The sequence below is a fragment of the Pseudoalteromonas sp. T1lg21 genome (assembly GCF_002964625.1).
In the GTDB taxonomy this organism is placed as follows: Bacteria; Pseudomonadota; Gammaproteobacteria; order Enterobacterales; family Alteromonadaceae; genus Pseudoalteromonas; species Pseudoalteromonas gelatinilytica.
The window spans coordinates 85,674-104,503 of record NZ_PQBX01000039.1; the positions used below are offsets into that span (position 1 = coordinate 85,674).

Annotated in this window: 14 protein-coding genes and 2 pseudogenes; 5 read left to right on the top strand and 11 right to left on the bottom strand. The window is 39.4% G+C overall.

All coding sequences use genetic code 11. From position 1 onward, the window contains the following. Position 1 precedes the first annotated feature (1 nt). From C2M25_RS08290 to thrS, 10 genes are all read right to left on the bottom strand, one after another. Entirely contained in the window at positions 2-826 is an 825-nt protein-coding gene (locus C2M25_RS08290) for a LytR/AlgR family response regulator transcription factor (protein ID WP_063705040.1), read from the bottom strand. After that, positions 823-1,896: a sensor histidine kinase gene (locus C2M25_RS08295; RefSeq protein ID WP_063705038.1), complete on the bottom strand. Its 1,074-nt coding sequence runs from the start codon at positions 1,894-1,896 to the stop codon at positions 823-825. Before C2M25_RS08295 ends, C2M25_RS08290 begins: the two co-directional genes overlap by 4 nt. 154 nt (positions 1,897-2,050) lie before the next feature. Further along, the gene (locus tag C2M25_RS08300) at positions 2,051-3,607 is read right to left on the bottom strand and encodes a SulP family inorganic anion transporter (RefSeq protein ID WP_063705036.1); all 1,557 of its coding nucleotides are present in this window, start codon (positions 3,605-3,607) and stop codon (positions 2,051-2,053) included. Positions 3,608-3,751: 144 nt separating this feature from the next. Next, complete coding sequence (locus tag C2M25_RS08305; protein ID WP_036968198.1) at positions 3,752-4,210, bottom strand: Lrp/AsnC family transcriptional regulator; 459 nt, start codon at positions 4,208-4,210, stop codon at positions 3,752-3,754. Positions 4,211-4,356: 146 nt separating this feature from the next. After that, complete coding sequence (locus C2M25_RS08310) at positions 4,357-4,998, bottom strand: MBL fold metallo-hydrolase (protein WP_105180868.1); 642 nt, start codon at positions 4,996-4,998, stop codon at positions 4,357-4,359. Between the two features lies 1 nt (position 4,999). Further along, positions 5,000-6,796: a M14 family metallopeptidase gene (locus C2M25_RS08315; RefSeq protein WP_105180869.1), complete on the bottom strand. Its 1,797-nt coding sequence runs from the start codon at positions 6,794-6,796 to the stop codon at positions 5,000-5,002. Positions 6,797-6,994: 198 nt separating this feature from the next. After that, positions 6,995-7,354 carry a 50S ribosomal protein L20 gene (rplT, locus tag C2M25_RS08320; RefSeq protein WP_036968189.1) on the bottom strand — a complete coding sequence of 120 codons (360 nt, stop codon included), beginning with the start codon at positions 7,352-7,354 and terminating at the stop codon, positions 6,995-6,997. A gap of 15 nt (positions 7,355-7,369) precedes the next feature. Next, positions 7,370-7,570 (bottom strand): 50S ribosomal protein L35, encoded by a 201-nt coding sequence (rpmI, locus tag C2M25_RS08325; protein ID WP_054554888.1) that lies wholly within the window; start codon positions 7,568-7,570, stop codon positions 7,370-7,372. 207 nt (positions 7,571-7,777) lie between these two features. Beyond that, a complete protein-coding gene (gene infC / locus C2M25_RS08330; protein ID WP_082874073.1) occupies positions 7,778-8,341 on the bottom strand; it encodes a translation initiation factor IF-3 in 564 nt (187 codons plus the stop codon). Positions 8,342-8,397: 56 nt separating this feature from the next. After that, complete coding sequence (thrS, locus tag C2M25_RS08335; protein ID WP_063705031.1) at positions 8,398-10,308, bottom strand: threonine--tRNA ligase; 1,911 nt, start codon at positions 10,306-10,308, stop codon at positions 8,398-8,400. A gap of 248 nt (positions 10,309-10,556) precedes the next feature. Here thrS and C2M25_RS08340 point away from each other — a divergent pair, with 248 nt between their 5' ends. The 4 genes and pseudogenes from C2M25_RS08340 (at position 10,557) to C2M25_RS08355 (ending at position 15,199) form a co-directional block, all read left to right on the top strand. Continuing rightward, the gene (locus tag C2M25_RS08340; protein WP_105180870.1) at positions 10,557-11,570 is read left to right on the top strand and encodes an endonuclease/exonuclease/phosphatase family protein; all 1,014 of its coding nucleotides are present in this window, start codon (positions 10,557-10,559) and stop codon (positions 11,568-11,570) included. A 64-nt stretch (positions 11,571-11,634) separates the two neighbouring features. Further along, entirely contained in the window at positions 11,635-12,087 is a 453-nt protein-coding gene (locus C2M25_RS08345) for a DUF3010 family protein (RefSeq protein WP_054554891.1), read from the top strand. Between the two features lie 236 nt (positions 12,088-12,323). After that, a pseudogene (locus tag C2M25_RS08350) lies at positions 12,324-14,038 on the top strand (AMP-binding protein). A 186-nt stretch (positions 14,039-14,224) separates the two neighbouring features. Further along, entirely contained in the window at positions 14,225-15,199 is a 975-nt protein-coding gene (locus C2M25_RS08355) for a transposase (RefSeq protein ID WP_105180871.1), read from the top strand. 591 nt (positions 15,200-15,790) lie between these two features. Here C2M25_RS08355 and C2M25_RS08360 read toward each other — a convergent pair. Then, positions 15,791-17,170, bottom strand: a complete 1,380-nt coding sequence (locus C2M25_RS08360) for a B12-binding domain-containing radical SAM protein (RefSeq protein ID WP_105180872.1) — start codon at positions 17,168-17,170, stop codon at positions 15,791-15,793. 479 nt (positions 17,171-17,649) lie between these two features. Here C2M25_RS08360 and C2M25_RS08365 point away from each other — a divergent pair. Next, positions 17,650-18,624: pseudogene (locus tag C2M25_RS08365) on the top strand (transposase). Positions 18,625-18,830 lie beyond the last annotated feature (206 nt).

Genomic DNA, 18,830 nt, shown 5'->3' on the forward strand with positions numbered 1-18,830 from the left:
ATTAGCTCGCCAGAGCTGCTTTCACTTTGTCGCGATAACTACGGCTTACTTTTAATTCTTGGCCGTTATCTAACACTAAAAGATACTCACCGCTCACTTGGGTAACAAGTTTGCTAATTTGTTTTGTATTCACAATTGCGCTGCGATGAACACGCACGAATAATTGTGGATCAAGCTCTTGTTCAAGCTCTTTCATTGTTTTACGAAGAATATGCGTTTGCCCGTCTTGGCAATGTAGACACATATAATCACCAGCCGCATCGACCCATTGAATTGTCACCACAGGGACACGAACAATCTCGCCCTGCTCTTTTACTGCTAACGATTCAGGATAACGACGATCAGCTAGGCTATCGCCCGTTGCTAACTTCTTTAAAATTTCTTCGCAATTATTACCGGTAATACCTGCAACAAAGCTCGCTAGTTTTTTCTTATGGGCGTTATCTTGTTGCGTTTTTAAATAGGTATGCACTTTTTCTACCGCCTGTTTTAGTCTGTTGTCATCGACTGGTTTAAGAATATAATCCAACGCATGAATCTCGAATGCTTTAACAGCAAACTGATCAAAAGCTGTAACAAATACAATTGCTGGTAATGGGTTAACACTTTCACTAAGTGCACGTGCCACCTCAAAACCGTTCATATTTGGCATTTGAATATCTAAGAAAACCAATTGAATATTGCCTGATACGCATTCATCAATTGCTTCTTGACCATTGCTACATAAACGAATGACTTCTATATCGTCAAACTCAGATAGTCGAACAGCTAAGCCTTTACGTGCTAACGGTTCATCGTCAACGATCAAAGTTCTAATTTTGCTCATTTCTTAACAGCCTTTTCAAACGGAACGCGCAGATTAACTTTTAATCCACTTGGCGTATTGTCAGAGAGAACGAATGAGTAGTTGTTCTCATAAAGTGTTTTTAAGCGGTCCTGTGTATTTGCTATGCCAACGCCTTGTGAATTAACCAGTTGGCCATTTTTTAGCTCAGTGCCAGGACCATTATCGCCTACTTCCAATAATAGTTCATTTGCAAAAACTTGTGCTTTAATATCAATCACACCGCCTTCATTTAATTGCGCTATCGCATATTTAATCGAGTTCTCGATAATAGGCTGGAGGATCAAACTTGGTACTAAGGCTTCTTTTGCCTGTTCGCTTACTTCGACGTTAACTTGTAAACGTTCATCAAAGCGTACTTTTTCAATCTCTAAGTACAACATCAAAGCGTGAATTTCTTGCTCTAACGGTACTTTCTTAATCGGATCGGTATTGAGTGTGTAACGTAAAAAGTCACTCAATTTAGATACCATTAAATTCGCATCTTTGTTCTCTTTAACCAAAATTAAGGTTGAGATGGCATTTAAAGTATTAAATAAAAAGTGTGGATTAAGTTGATAACGCAGCATTTTAAGCTGTGCTTCGTGCGCCATGGTGGTTGCTTTAAGGGCTTTTTGGCGCTCACTTTGCAACAACTGGTAGTACTTAATACCAAAATACAAGCCACTCCAACAAAGTATGATATAAACCGAATCTAAGCCTTGTTGAAAGTAATAAAACCATTCATTTGGTCGGTAACCGTGACGGTAGATTTCCCATAAATTGAATTTTTGAACAACAGCCCACAATGTACCGGTAACATAAGAGGCCCCAAATACAACAAGCATCAACACCCATGGCGAGGCATTCCAGACTTTACGATACATATAACGCAAAGGTACTGTCATTAAACAGCCTGCGTAAGCGTTTAATACAATAACAAATACGTAAATATCACGCATTTCAAAGACTTTAGAGCCGATATAATTAACTAACGCATACCCTATCCAGCCTGCAATTTGCAGCACCCAGAAAAAGCGTTGTCGATTATCAACTAATGATTGCCAATTCAAAATATCAGATTACCTTTCATAATTATTTTTATTATACCGATAGTCACGAGAACAAAGCACTGCCGCCTATCTTAATTTTTAATAGCCTTACCGCATTCTGCAGATATAAAAAAAGCGAAGACGATCCCGCCTTCGCTTTTCCTAAGCTTGATTTTTAAGCTAATTTATCTGATGCCACTTTATAATGTGGATCTTCAATGACATTTACTTCAACTAAATCACGTGCTTTATGCAATAACTGAATACAGTCTGGGCTTAAGTGACGCAAGTGTAATTGTTTGCCTGCTTTAGCATATTTATCAGCTAGGCTATCAATTGCTTCAATTGCGCTGTGATCAGCGACACGGCTGTGTTTAAATTCAATGATCACATCTTCTGGGTCATTTTTAACATCAAATAACTCAGCAAAATTCTTAACCGAGCCAAAGAATAATGGGCCATGAAGCTCATACACTTTAGAGCCCTGCTCATCAATGTAGTTACTCGTGTAAATGTGTTTAGCATGTTGCCAAGCAAAAACCAGTGCAGACACAATCACACCTACACATACCGCAATTGCAAGGTCTGTCGCTACTGTAACACCTGAAACAAGTACAATAACAAACGCGTCCGATTTTGGTACACGCTTCATCATCTTAAAGCTTGCCCATTCAAAGGTGCCCAATACAACCATGAACATAACACCCACTAGCGCTGCCAGTGGGATCATTTCAATGTACCCTGCTGCAAAAATAATGAACACAAGCAGCATTAGCGCAGCAGTGATACCCGATAAGCGTGAACGACCACCCGAGTTAATATTGATCATAGATTGACCAATCATCGCACAACCACCCATTGCCCCAAAGAAACCACAGGTAATGTTTGCAGCACCTTGACCAATACACTCTTTATTACTTTGACCGCGGGTTTCGGTAATTTCATCAATTAAGGTCAGCGTTAATAACGACTCAATTAAGCCAATCGCCGCTAAAATTAATGCATATGGAAAAATGATTTTAAACGTTTCTAAGTTAAACGGGACCATTGGAATATGGAATTCAGGTAAGCCACCGGCAATGGTTGCCTGCTCATTACCAGTCATACCTTTTAAGAAATCAAGTACAGTGCGCGCTTCTAAATCAAAGCCAATCACGATTGCAGTCACGGTAACAATCGCCACTAACGATGAAGGCACGGCTGTGGTTAACTTAGGTAAAAAATGAATAATGGCCATGGTTAAAGCCACTAAACCAAGCATGATGTAAAGAGCTTGTCCTTCCATCCACTGTTGACCACCCATGCCATCAGGCACTTTGAACTGACCGAGTTGCGCTAAGAAAATAACAATCGCAAGACCATTAACAAAACCCAGCATAACTGGGTGAGGTACCATTCGGATAAACTTACCCAGCTTAAAAATGCCTGCAAGTATTTGCAGTATCCCCATCAGCAAGACGGTTGCAAATAAATACTCTACGCCATGATCTAATACTAAACTTACCATCACGACGGCTAGTGCACCTGTAGCACCAGAAATCATACCTGGACGACCACCAAAAATAGCCGTGATTAAACCAACAATAAATGCGGCATATAAACCAACCAAAGGCTCAACATTAGCAACAAAAGCAAACGCGACTGCTTCTGGTACCAAGGCTAACGCAACGGTCAGGCCTGATAATATATCGTTTTTAGCAGAGCTTGGCGCTTTGCTGAGTAAGTTAAACATTAAAATCCTCTTTGTAATGAGTGCATTTCGGCAAGGCGCAGAATTCTAGCAAAATCCGCAAAAGTTAACAATTATTAACAACAAAACGGCTAGTACCGAAAAGCACTAACCGTTTTTGAAAAAATAAAACGTAGTAGAAAAAGATTAAAGAGGTAAAGACGTACTACGCTTAACGCAAGTCATTGTTACGTTCGAGTGAACCTCTTGAACAAATTCAAGGTTTAGTAGGTTATCACGGACAAATTGCTCGTAGCCCTCAATACCTTTAGAGATAATACGAAGCATAAAGTCCATCGTACCCGCCATGCTGTAACACTCAGTCACTTCATCATAGCTCATGATCAAACGCTCAAATTCAGCGAGGTTTGTTCTGCCGTGATTAGATAAGCGAACATGGGCATAAACCAACATATCAAAGCCAAGCTTTTTCTCATCAAGCAAAGCAACTTTACCTTTGATATAGCCATCTTGCTCAAGCTTAGCGATACGACGCCAACATGGAGATTGAGATAAACCAACTTTATCGGCAATTTCTGCCGTAGATAAGCTAGCATCCTGCTGTAATAATGCCAAAATTTGGCGATCTACTTGGTTCAGAGACATTTTATTTCTTTTTCTGTAAAAATACTGGTTAAATTATATAACTGATTTAAAAATCAGTCTGCCTATTTTCTACTATTTATGCAAAAAAATTGCAATTTTATACCGATCCACTTAATCAAATAACTAGCTGTTTGTGCGAGTTGGCATTAACCAAATCGACCACTAATAAATGGATTTGTTCTTCGCTCGTGCCCTACGGTGGTATTCGGACCGTGGCCTGGCAAAATAGCAACGTTATCTGAGAAAGATAAAATCTCAGACTTAATTGATTTGAGTAATTGCGCACTATCCCCTTTTGGAAAATCAGTACGACCAACAGAGCCTTGAAAAATCACATCTCCCACAATCAGCTGTTCTGAATCTTGATGATAAAAAACAACGTGACCAGGTGTATGCCCTGGGCAATGACGTACGACTAATACAAGTTCACCTACTGTGATAGTGTCGCCATGAGCTAACCATTTGGTTGGATAAAATGGCGCGATGGCTGCAAAACCAAACATTTGTGCTTGCATTGGCAAAGCGTCAAACCAAAATTTATCGTCTAGATGTGGGCCTATGATATCGACGCTGAAGTGATCTGCGAGTTGCTTTGCAGCACCCACATGGTCTAAGTGACCATGAGTCAAGTAAATTGCCTCTAACTCACAATTTAACGCAGCTAGTTCCGCTTGCAGCTTCTCTGCATCACCACCTGGGTCTACCAGTGCAGCTTTATTCGTTTGCTCACAAATGATAATGCGGCAATTTTGCGCAAAGCCAGTAACAGGAACAGCGAGTACCTTCATGTTATTGTCCTTTTTGTAACTGCTCAAACGCCATTAAAATTGGGTATTTTAAATAGCCTTGATCATAAAACGGTGTACGCTCATAAAGCCAATGCAAACGTGCATCTGCATCTTTTGCAAAGTTTTTATCTTCGCGAATTTTTTTATCGAATTCTAAAGCCAATGCTGGTTTTTCTTTAAGCATTTGGCGTGCGTACGGCATTAACGCGTAATTCTCAACGTATTCAGTGCGCTGAAAAATAGTATTAAACTCACCCCAAGCAAAGAATGAATCAGGCGCTTCTGGGTGTAATAAATGCGTAGCCAGCTCAGAGTATGGTTGATCGGTTGAAACCTTGTACCAACCCGTCATATCAACATTTTCAACGGTATTGTATTCAAATGTCGCCTCTACACGAAAGCGCCCTTCAAAGGGAGCCTTTGCAAATGCATAATCCGCAACGCTTGCTTGAGTTAATGGCTCAGAAACAGATTCATTGAGTGCCGTTACTTCTACGCCATGTAATTTAAGTTTACTAACCAATTGGCTGTACGCAGGCGGAATATAAAATGCGGTTGGCACATTTACGGTCTTTTTAACGTCTTTTTGCCAGTAAATAGGCAAGGCGTCATAGTTTTTAGCTTCACCTAAGTATTTAACTTCAGGCTGTCCTGACAATGCGCTTTCAGTTCTTGAATAAGCGATACCTTTAAATTCGATGGTATCTGCTTCTTTTGCATAACCACGTTCAACGACTAACTGCGTTGGTTTGAAATCGAGCTCTTTTTTAACTGCATCATTCAGTGCTTTTTCGTTTGCAGCTAAGGCATCAATTGCGCCATCGATAAACACATACGTACCTAAAACACGCTGTTTATACGGTTTTAATGAATGGTTTTCAACCAAAATAGTTGGTAATGAACGTAAATCCCCCCAACCATTCGAGAAACGAGGTGTTGCAACCCAACCTGCTAAGCCTTTTTTAAATTCGCGCTTGTCCATTACAAAAACCAATGGACCAGGAATATGCCCAGCTTTTTCTAATTTTGCATCAATAACAGGTTTAAATAGGTTATCAAGCGCCTCTGAAACGCTCGGTGACTCACTAGAAAAAACAGGATTATAGCCGTAGGTCACGTCATACTGATAATCAGCGCCATCTGTTACATGGACATCCACGTATAAATCTGGCTTAAATTGATTAATCACTTGCATCACGCCGCGTACTTCAGGTGTATCAAGCTTAGTGTAATCACGATTCAAATTTAAATTTAAACCATTCGTTCTAAACCCCATTTCTACTGGGCCACGCTGATTAATACGGTTATATTGGCTACTACGCTCGTGACCATCAACGTTTAAAATAGGAATAAACAGAATATTGACTTTACTCAGTATGTCTCGGCGTTTACCTGTAGCAATATCGCGTAACAGCATAAACATGGCATCTTTGCCATCTATTTCACCGCTGTGAATACCTGCTTGAATGAAGATAGTTGGTTTAGTATCTGCAACAAGTTGTTTTGCATCAAATAAACCTTGTTCATTCGCCACTAACATTTTCACCGCACGACCCGCACTGCTAGTTGCAATGGTCGTGACTTTGAATTGCGTTGGGTTTGCTGCAACGAGGCGGTCTACAAACGCCATTGTGTCTGTGTAGTTTGGAGATAATGTGCCATTGCTTAACTCAAAATCAGTGGTCAATGGTCCTTTTTCTTGCATTAAAGACACACTGTCGCCTTGCCATGGCAACAATGGGGGTAGGTGGCTGTCTAAAGTTACTGCAGCAGATAAAAACACTAAACTCGCAAACATATCACTCTCAAGTGCGGTACTTATTTCTATTGGGGAAATTATAACAACTAATCTGAATGGATTGCGTAAACTGCGGTGATTCAACAAAAAAATGGAGCAAACGACATACGCTATGCAAAATCGTTGTTATTTATGAATTTTATTTAAGATCAAAAAAAGGAGCACTAGGCTCCTTTTTAAACTTTATGAAAAGCGAAATTAAGCCGCTAGGCCTTCTTTTGCTTTTGCAACAAGCGCTGCGAATGCAACTTGGTCGTAAACAGCGATATCTGCAAGGATCTTACGATCGATTTCTACAGAAGTCTTTTTAAGACCATTGATAAAACGGCTGTATGAAAGACCGTTTTGACGAGCTGCTGCATTGATACGTGCAATCCAAAGTTGACGGAAAGTACGTTTCTTAGCACGACGGTCACGGTAAGCGTATTGACCCGCTTTAGTAACTGCCTGGAAAGCTACGCGGTAAACACGTGAACGTGCTCCGTAGTAACCTTTAGCTTGTTTTAAAACTTTTTTGTGACGTGCACGTGCGATAACACCGCGTTTAACTCTTGCCATTTCTGAAGACTCCTATTAAGCGAATGGTAACATACGTGAAACTAGACCATGGTCATTCTTATGAACCATCATCTTAGGACGTAAGTGTAATTTACGCTTAGAAGTTTTCTTAGTCAGAATGTGACGAAGATGCGCTTGTTTACGCTTGAAACCGCCAGAAGCAGTTTTCTTGAAACGCTTAGCCGCGCCTCTGTGAGTTTTTAGCTTATAAGCCATTGCAATAACTCCAAATGTATTGCTTAAAAATTAGCAAGCAGGCGAGAGATATTAAAATAGCTCTACTTTTAAGGCCTAACTTACTGCCATAATCCGGTGAAGGCCCACTACAAAAGCAGTGCAACCTTACTTAAACCGGTTATTTCAGGTGAACAGTAAACTGTTACTTGCAGACCTGAAATAAAATCGGTGCGTAATATACCCTGTTTATTGCTTTTTAGCAATAGGTGCCATCATCATAACCATCTGGCGACCTTCAACACGATTTGGGAACGACTCAACTTGTGATACATCTTCCAAATCGGCTTTAACACGGTTTAATAATTCGATACCAATTTCTTGGTGAGCCATCTCACGACCACGGAAACGGATAGTAATTTTAGCTTTGTCACCCGCTTCTAAGAACTTGCGCAAGCTGCGAAGTTTAACTTGGTAGTCACCTTCGTCAGTACCAGGACGGAATTTGATTTCTTTAACCTGGATCTGCTTTTGCTTTTTCTTTTGTTCTTTTAGTTCTTTGCTTTTCTCAAAGATGAACTTACCGTAGTCCATAACCTTACAAACAGGTGGCTCAGCATTAGGACTGATTTCTACAAGATCTACACCCGCATCATCAGCGATAGCTTGCGCCTCTTTTAATGACACGATACCAGCTTGCTCGCCGTCGATGCCAATTAAACGAACTTCTTTAGCTGTAATATCTTCGTTGATACGATTTTTTTGAGCTGTTTGTTGCCCTTTCTTGCCGCCTCTAATGGTACGATCCTCCAAGAATATAAAATAAAAAGCGTGTAGTTGGCTGTTTGTTTGCCCTACACGCTCATGCTTTATTGTCGATTTTTAATTTCTTCGCTTAATTTTGCAATGAAATCATCAACACTAAATTTGCCTAGGTCTTCACCTGTGCGAGTGCGTACTGCCACTTCTTGTTGTTCAACTTCTTTATCGCCAACAACAAGTAAGTATGGAATACGTTTTAACGTATGTTCACGGATTTTAAAGCCAATCTTCTCATTTCTCAAGTCAGCAGCGGCTCTAATTCCAAGTTTATTTAATTTTTGTACAATTTCTTGCACATAATCTGCTTGTTTATCCGTGATGTTCATGATCACTACTTGCTTTGGAGCAAGCCATGTTGGGAACAAACCAGCATACTCTTCGGTTAAAATACCGATGAAACGCTCGATTGAACCTAAAATAGCACGGTGGATCATAACCGGTGTACGACGCTCGTTGTTTTCAGCAACATAAGTTGCACCTAAACGACCTGGTAATGCAAAGTCAAGCTGTACAGTACCACATTGCCATGCACGGTCTAAACAGTCATACAGTGTGAACTCAATCTTCGGACCGTAGAACGCACCTTCACCTGGTAGGTAATCAAACTCAATGTCGTTTGCTTTTAATGCTTCTGCAAGTGCAAGCTCAGCTTTATCCCACATTTCGTCTTCACCGATACGCTTTTCAGGACGAGTAGAAAGTTTTACAACGATTTTCTCAAAGCCAAACGTTTCGTATGTGTCGTAAACCATTTTGATACATGACGATACTTCATCCATGATTTGCTCTTCAGTACAGAAGATATGCGCATCATCTTGGGTAAAGCCACGAACACGCATTAGGCCGTGTAAGGCACCTGATGGTTCGTTACGGTGACAACAACCAAACTCAGCCATACGTAAAGGTAGATCACGGTATGATTTTAAACCTTGGTTAAAGATTTGTACGTGGCCTGGGCAGTTCATTGGTTTAATTGCGTACTCACGCTTTTCAGACTCAGTTGTGAACATCGCATCTGCGTATTTGTCCCAGTGACCTGATTTTTCCCACAACGCACGGTCCATCATTAATGGGCCCTTTACTTCTTCGTAATCATACTCGCGTAATTTTTCACGAACGAAGTCTTCTAGCTCACGGTAAATGCTCCAACCATCATTGTGCCAAAACACCATGCCTGGTGCTTCTTCTTGCCAATGCCATAAATCAAGCGCTTTACCAATACGACGGTGATCACGTTTCTCAGCTTCTTCTAAACGTTTTAAATACGCTTTAAGTTGCTTTTTATCTGCCCATGCTGTGCCGTAGATACGTTGCAGCATTTTGTTTTCTGAATCACCACGCCAATATGCACCTGCCACTTTCATAATTTTAAAGTGTTGGCAGAATTTCATGTTTGGTACGTGTGGACCACGACACATGTCGATGTATTCTTCGTGGTGATATAAACCTGGACGATCATCTTTTGCGATGTTTTCGTCTAGGATTTCCATTTTGTATGTTTCACCGCGTGCTTCAAAAGTATCACGCGCTTCTTGCCAGCTTACGGTCTTTTTAACAACGTCGTAGTTTGTTTTAGCAAGTTCAAGCATACGCTTTTCGATTGCATCTAAATCGTCTTGGCTTAAAGAGTGATCCATATCGATGTCGTAATAAAAACCGTTATCGATGGTCGGACCGATTGCCATTTTTGCTTCAGGGAAAAGTTGCTTAACCGCATGGCCGATAAGGTGCGCACAAGAGTGACGGATGATCTCTAAACCATCATCATCTTTTGCTGTGATAATTTCTAAACGCGCATCTTCGGTAATTAAGTCACATGCATCAACACGGGTGCCATTTACACGGCCTGCAATAGTTGCTTTGGCAAGACCTGGACCGATATCATTTGCTACATCATATGTGCTTACTGGGTTTTCAAAACTACGCTGACTGCCGTCAGGGAGGGTAATAACTGGCATTATAAATCCTTATACAGTGGTGATGCCTACAATGCACCACATGTAATATTTTTAAATTAATTTTAAGTAACTCTGCAACGCTTTTACGAATAAGCATTGCTAATTAAGCTTGTATTTACTGAGTCTTCGCAAATACAAGCAGCTATTGTCGCCGCTCACGTACTCAAATACAAGTAATAAGAAGACTAAATTGACAATTAGTTAACTCATTTCATACTTAATGAGTTAGTACTTTTAGGGTGATCAAAATGCCACACACGCGTACGTTTAAATTTGCGACGTTTAATTTATTAAATTATACCGCGCCACCCTACTCCTTTTATCAGCTACATGAACGATACAACAATACACAATGGCAGCAAAAACAGTTGTTTGTAGCTAATTTCTTAAATGAGGCAAACCCTGATGTGGTGGCGTTTCAAGAAGTGTTTAGTCAACATGCTCTAGAAGTGCAATGCAAAGAAGCGGGATATGATTATTTTAAAACGGTCGATAGCCCGTCCCATGATAGCCTTTATCCGCAAGTGTTATTCAATCCTGTGGTTGCCATTGCCAGTAAATACCCGTTTAAATCGGCCGATGCATTGACGCCATGCCCTGAATTACTTGAGTATTTAAATAATCAGAATGAGTTCAAATTTAACCGCACGCCGATTAAATGCTTAATTGATTTACCTGATTTTGGTGAAGTATGCTTTTATGTGGTTCATTTTAAATCACAGCGCGTCCAGTCAATGGCGCATATGCTTAATATCCATAACCTTGAAGATCCACTTTTGCAGTTGCTACATCAAACGGTGGGTACCATGCAGTCTCAAATCTCGCGCTCATTAGAAGCATCCATTGTTTATTATGATGCCCTTAAAACCCAACGCGAAAAGCAATGTGCAACACTTGTTATGGGGGATTTTAATGATGTACTCACCAGCCCAACTTTATCGTTTATGACTCAAGGGTTTCACCCAACTCGCTGCGAACCTTGCATAGAACATAACGAACCCGTTGTAGGTTTAACCGACAGCTATGAGTTTAGCCGCTCATTTTATGAGAATAAATCAAAGCCCTTTAGTCATTATTATCAATCAAAAGGGAATGTACTTGATTACATTCTCGCCTCTGCACATTTTAATCCTGACTGCCAAGTTTCGAAGGTTAAAGCGCTCGATTATGAAAGTTATGATAGGCATATATCACCAAGCATCCTTAGTGAAGATATCAGCGTAAGTGACCACAGTGCTATCGCTATTAAAATTCATTTTTAAAGCACCTGTTTTTCATAACGTTACTTGCTATAATTGCGCAAATTAAGTTATTTAGAGAAAGACCATGAGAACATGTGGTGTAGAAATTACAGGTAGCGACGTACTACTGTGCATTTTAACCAAAGACAATGACGTATTTGATATCCGTGATGTTAGACAAACACGTTTTACCTTAGGTAACGGTAATGACACAGAAGTAATGCGTAAATTCCAATTTGATTTCAAAAAGTTAATGGAAGATTATCAAATTGACTCTGTGGCAATCAAAGAGCGTCAAGCTAAAGGTAAATTCGCTGGTAGCGCAAAAGGTTTCAAAATGGAAACGGCTATTCAGTTAATTGAGCGCTTAGATGTGCAAATTTTATCGGCAACTGAAATCAAAGAGCAGCTTAAACGCAACCCTGTGCCTATCGACTTTGAAGATACAGGTCTGAAGAAGTTCCAAGAAAACGCATTCATAAGTGCTTACGTTTACATCATGCGTAAAACTTATAAGCAAGATGAGCCAAAAGCTTAATTGCTAATTGATTGCCAAAGAGAACGTGCTTCGGCACGTTTTTTTATATCCAAAACCCATTCTTTATTCTGTTTTGTTTAAATCACTCTCTGTACATTAGTCTTATAAAGCTTTCCTTTGTCGACAATCTATGTTTAGTTTATCAGGTACGCATGTTTTGGAATCATCTTAAATGATAGTTTCAATTCTTTTGCATCAAGTCCATGACAACACATTAACCGGACACGGAGAATACAATGCAGACAAAGAACACACACTGTAATGCGCTTCCACTTACTCAAAGCTATTATCAAGGCCGTACAGACATTCCATTGATAGAACAAACAATTGGACAGTACCTTGACAATATTGTCGACAATTACCCTGATCACCCCGCAATTGTGGTTCATCATCAACAGATCCGATTAACCTATAGACAATACCAGCAGCAGATTAACAAGTTAGCAATGGGATTATTATCACTTGGCGTAAAACCTGGCGACCGAGTTGGTATTTGGTCTCCTAACAATATTGAATGTGCTTAACCCAATTTGCTACAGCCAAGATTGGTGCAATTATGGTGTGCATCAACCCTGCATACCGACCAAGCGAATTAAAATACGCACTCAATAGTGTTGAGTGTTCAACACTTATCACAGCAAGTGAATTTAAAGCCAGTAATTATATAAGCATGCTCAATGAGCTTGCACCGGAACTTAAAGATTCACAAGCAGGTGAATTAAATTTAAACGCCCTGCCACATCTAAAAAATATAATTCGTATTGGTGATGAGCCTGCTACTGGCATGTTTAGCTTCAGCGATATCATGCAGCGCGCAACAGATGCCCATAAGCTAGAGCTTGATGCAATAGCTGCTACTTTAAGCTGTGACCAAGATATCAATATTCAATTTACTTCTGGTACTACGGGTAATCCAAAAGGTGCCACCTTATCGCATAAAAACATCCTCAATAACGGATTTTTGATGGCCCAAGCGATGAAGCTGACACATGAGGATAAACTCTGTATACCGGTACCGCTATATCACTGCTTTGGTATGGTGCTTGGCAATTTAGTATGTATAAGTAAAGGCGCCACCGCAGTTTTTCCGGGTGATTCATTCGACCCTAAAACAACCCTAGAAGTTGTTGAAAAGGAACACTGTACAGGCCTGCATGGTGTTCCAACGATGTTTATCGCCGAGTTAGAGCTTAAAGATTTTGCAAACTATGACTTATCTAGCCTACGAACAGGCGTAATGGCCGGCTCAACCTGCCCTGAGCAAGTTATGCGTAAAGTTCACTCATTAATGCATATGAATGAGGTTGTTATTGGTTATGGCCAAACTGAATGTAGCCCTATCAATAATGTAACCGAAACCGACTCACCACTCGACAAACAAGTCACCACAGTGGGCCGTGCATTAGCTCATACTGAAGTTAAAATTATTGACGAGCTAGGTGATGTTCAAAAAGTTGGCTTACCTGGGGAAGTATGTAGCCGTGGCGCTGGAATTATGCGCTGCTATTGGAATGATGAAGAAAAAACGAAAGCAACAATAGATCAAGACGGTTGGTTACACTCAGGAGACTTAGGTGTGATGGACGAAGATGGCTTTGTTGCTATCGTAGGCCGAATAAAAGACATGATCATCCGCGGCGGTGAAAACATCTACCCTAGAGAAATAGAAGAAGTGCTTTATACCTACCCCGGTATTCAAGATGCGGCCATTTTTGGTATAAGTGATGAAAAATACGGCGAAGAAGTATGCGCCTGGATCCAACCTAAAGATGATGCGGTACTTGATGAAAATGCCATTCGTGATTTCTTAAAAGATAAACTAGCCTACTTCAAAGTTCCAAAGCACATACGCTTTGTTGAAGAATACCCAATGACAGTAACAGGCAAACTTCAAAAATTTAAAATGCGCGAACAAATGCAAGAACTCCTAAGCGAAAAAGCCTTTTCGTAATCATTTGCTTGCAAAATATGACCTAATTTAAAAAGCTCAGCCCTGCCTGAGCTTTTTAATTTATTAAGAAATTTATTAAGACACCCACATTATGAATAGAAAATAATTTAGACACCCAATTTAAAATTTCTCACTTCTCAAAATTATGACTAAACTTATATTGTTCAACTCATGGAGGAGAAGAGCATGGCAACCCCACGTAGAAACTTAATTAGCGTTTCAAACACCCCTTATTATCACTGCATTTCACGCTGTGTTCGTCGCGCTTATTTGTGCGGGCAAGACCCACTAACGGGTCGTTCATATGAACATAGGCGGGATTGGGTTGAAAAGAAACTTCTTCAGCTTGGCAGGATATTTTGTATTGATATTTGCGCCTACACTGTTATGAGTAACCACACGCATTTGGTCCTTCACATCGATATAGCAAAAGCAAAGCGTCTGAATAATAAAGCAATTCTGATTAGGTGGCATAAGGTATTTAAAAGTACATTCTTATGTCAACGATTCTTAAATGGCGAATTACTAACACAAGCCGAACTCGTTGCGGTTAATGCCAGAGTTAATTTATATCGAGAACGACTCAGCAGTATTAGTTGGTTTATGCGTGTGCTTAATGAGAGCATTGCACGAAAAGCGAATCTAGAAGATGGATGCAAAGGGCGGTTTTGGGAAGGTCGCTTTAAATCACAAGCTTTACTTGATGAAGCTGCACTAGCTGCTTGCCTTGCCTATGTTGACTTAAACCCCGTAAGAGCAAAAGTGGCTGATTTACCCGAAGATTCTGACTACACCAGTATTAAATCTAGAATTAATGCAGCACAAAATAATAAACAACCAAAATCACTAATGCGCTTCGCCGGTAAACCACGCAAACACATGCCTAAGGGACTGCCATTTGAGCTTGAAACATACCTAAAACTTGTAGATTGTACTGGGCGCTCAATACGAGAAAATAAGCCAGGCAAAATTTCGGAAAATTCGTTACCAATACTTGAAAGATTAAACATCTGTACTGAAAACTGGCTCACACTCACCACTTCCTTTACCCGCTCGTTTAAAAATACAGCGGGTAAAGAGCAAGCTATAACTACTTATTCAAATCGCATGAAACGAAAGAGAAGAAGCTCTATTAGCACTAGTCGTGCACTATTTGCCTAAACTGAAACTCGAAAATGTTTAAAGTAACCTGCCTTTGGACTAAGTTTGCCCTAAATTAGGTACTGGTCGGACAATGCCCTACAAAATCTTGTAAACATAACATTTTGATGTATAGATTAATTTAGTTAATTAATTTTGAGCGACTAAACTAGTTGCTCTTAGAGTTAGCTATTAAAAACACCTACTATATTGGGTGTCTTAATAATTATAACCCTATATTGGGTGTCTTAATAATTATAACCAGTACCTGATTAACAGAGTCTCCTTCAAGTCAATCATGTACATAAAAACGAAGTTCACATTTTTAATGTGGGTGTCTAGATAACCCCAAAGTGGATGTCTCGATAACTTAGAAAATAAATAAAGTTAAAGTTAAATTAATAGAAGAATAAAGGGTTGTTTCTAAAGAAAGCTTTAAAACGGAATTTATATGAAGAAAGTCACCCAATGTAATTTGCAGTATAAGCTGACATAAATAGAGCCCCTTTTTCGGGCTCTACCTAGATATTATGGAAGTATAAGTTGGCATAAAATTGAAGTGAAAGCCGACAAAATATACCACCAAAAGCACAGTTAAATTTTAAGCCTCACTTAACCACTTGAAATTCTGTAGTTAAGCTGTTCACTGACCGGTTTACTGTCACTCAAAAACTCATCGAAGTCGTAATCCCTTGAAAAATAGGAAAAAGATTTTAATGCAAAATAGTTTTTCTCATCGCAATATCTTTTCCCTATCCATGCAGCTAGTTCTAATGACTTTTCATAATCAATTTCTTCGCTGAGATTTATATGCGTGATTCCAGTTATCGGCTTACTAGCTATACTCGCACCCAAAAGTGACAACTCTCTCAGATAATTTTTTACCTTGCTCTCCCAGCCAAAAATAATTACCGGCCCCACTGAAACGCCCGTAATGTAATGAGCGTGTATATCAAGCCAAGTCAACGTTTCATCTATTGTTGCTAGAGTTTCGCCTGCATATAAAAGAATATTTACTTTAACCATAATCCCAAGATTATGGGCTGCTTTAATAAGTTCAGATGCTTTAGCCAAATAATTTTTGGGTTTTACTGACTTATTCATAGCTATTAGTTGACTACAACTGGCACTTTCTAACCCTAAGTCCAAAACCCTCAATCCAGCACGATACAAATATTCCAAATGTTTTACTCTTATGCTGTCGACTCTGGCTTCAGTACGCCAATTAAAGCGAGGAATTGAACTGTTAGACACCTCAAACTCGAGTTGTTCAGACCATTCTTGGTTAGAAGCAAACAAAGAAGCCTCGAGATAAAAGTTCATTGGAGTTAATCCATCATCCATAAAAGTGGACTGAGCTTCTTTTAAGATTATTTCTGGATCTTTCAAAGGAGTAAGAGGTTCATCCCTTTCTTGACAGAAAGAACACTTCATTCCGCAGCCTCTAGAAATTTCTATGCTTGGCTGGTACAAGTTTCTCTCGTGTAATAGGGTATAATCCAGGCCAGCATCTTGACTAATCTCATTTTTGTCAGAATAAAGCTGAGTCGCATTTTCATTGCCTGTTACAAGCTTCAAAATGCGTGATTCGGCCACTCCATCACTTACAATGTCAGCTAATGGAACGAGTCCTTTCATATCTTCTATTTGACCATCAACTACCCAGCGCCCACCTATAATAATTTTCTTTTTAGGTGACAAACGTTTAAGTTCAGTCAAAAATCGGTTGGTCCAATCGATTGCATAGAAGCTAGGAATGGAAATAAGCACAGGAGCATTACTTCTTAATATTCCATGCTCGATACATAACGATAATGTATGTTCAGGGCTATCAAAGTTTCCTTGAATCTGAATCGTATTAAAACTATTACGTTTTAGGATTGATGCTAAAGAGAGCAGGCCATAGTTTAGATATCGATTTCTTCGATGGATCAAAAGATCTCTTTTCTTCGTCTGAAGCTGTCCTGCTGAAATACAAAATACTTTTTCCAATGTAATTCCTTTGTACTATGGAGATAAAAAATTTATTCTGATTAACTTGAACAAACTTAACCAATAAATTCTCCTTTGTACATGAATTATTGGAACCATCGGGAACGTTGCTAGCAGAAAGCATATCTGATACAGCAAGTTTCTAAATTTAGTATCACCGTCTTATTGTTTCTATATAAGGTTCTATATCAGAGCCACACTCTATGCATTCTAGTTTTTTAATAAAGCTACCTTATGCACCAGAATCAAAAATTCTTACTTTTTAAATTGCCGCCTTGTATATCCTGCCCTTTGATCGTTTTCTATTTAGAAAACGTTGTTTAAAGTATCAGTCGACATGTTAAGTTCAACTTTATTAAACTTCGGCAGCAAAAGTAAAGTGAAACTAGACACCCAACTTGTTGTGCTTCAATGAAACTAACCTCCTAATTTAAAATTATAACTAAACTTAAATTGTTCAACTCATGGAGGAGAAGAGCATGGCAACCCCACGTAGAAACTTAATTAGTATTTCAAACACGCCTTATTATCACTGCATTTCACGTTGCGTTCGTCGCGCCTATCTGTGCGGACAAGACCCACTAACGGGTCGTTCATATGAACACCGGCGCGATTGGGTTGAAAAGAAACTACTTCAACTTGGACGAATATTTTGTATTGATATTTGTGCCTACGCTGTAATGAGTAACCACACGCATTTGGTCCTTCACATCGATATAGCAAAAGCAAAGCGTCTGAATAATAAAGCAATTCTGATTAGGTGGCATAAGGTATTTAAAAGTACATTCTTATGTCAACGATTCTTAAATGGCGAATTACTAACACAAGCCGAACTCGTTGCGGTTAATGCCAGAGTTAATTTATATCGAGAACGACTCAGCAGTATTAGTTGGTTTATGCGTGTGCTTAATGAGAGCATTGCACGAAAAGCGAATCTAGAAGATGGATGCAAAGGGCGGTTTTGGGAAGGTCGCTTTAAATCACAAGCTTTACTTGATGAAGCTGCACTAGCTGCTTGCCTTGCCTATGTTGACTTAAACCCCGTAAGAGCAAAAGTGGCTGATTTACCCGAAGATTCTGACTACACCAGTATTAAATCTAGAATTAATGCAGCACAAAATAATAAACAACCAAAATCACTAATGCGCTTTGCAGGTAAACCTCGTAAACATATGCCTAAGGGAATACCAATTGAACTCAAAACATACCTGCAACTTGTTGATTGAACTGGGCGCTCAATACGAGAAGATAAGCCTGGGAAAATCCCAGAAGAGGCATTACCAATACTTGAAAGATTAAACATTTGTACAGAAAACTGGCTCACACTCACCACTTCCTTTACACGCTCATTTAAAAATACAGCGGGTAAAGAGCAAGCTATCACTGCTTATACAAATCACATGAAACGAAAACGAAGAAGCTCTATAGCTAATAGCCAAGCTTTATTTTGTTGAATTTAGAGCACTAGAACTACTTTTTACTCTATTTTTTATAAATAGAAAATGTCTATCTTCTGAAAATAACTCTATCTAAAACTAAATTACCAACCCTTAAATCTAAATAATGTAAAAGAACTAAACATCATTTATATACAAAATTAGCTCAACCAAAAGCTATGACAATCTACTTTTTAGATACTAAAGTGGGTGTCTTTTTTAAA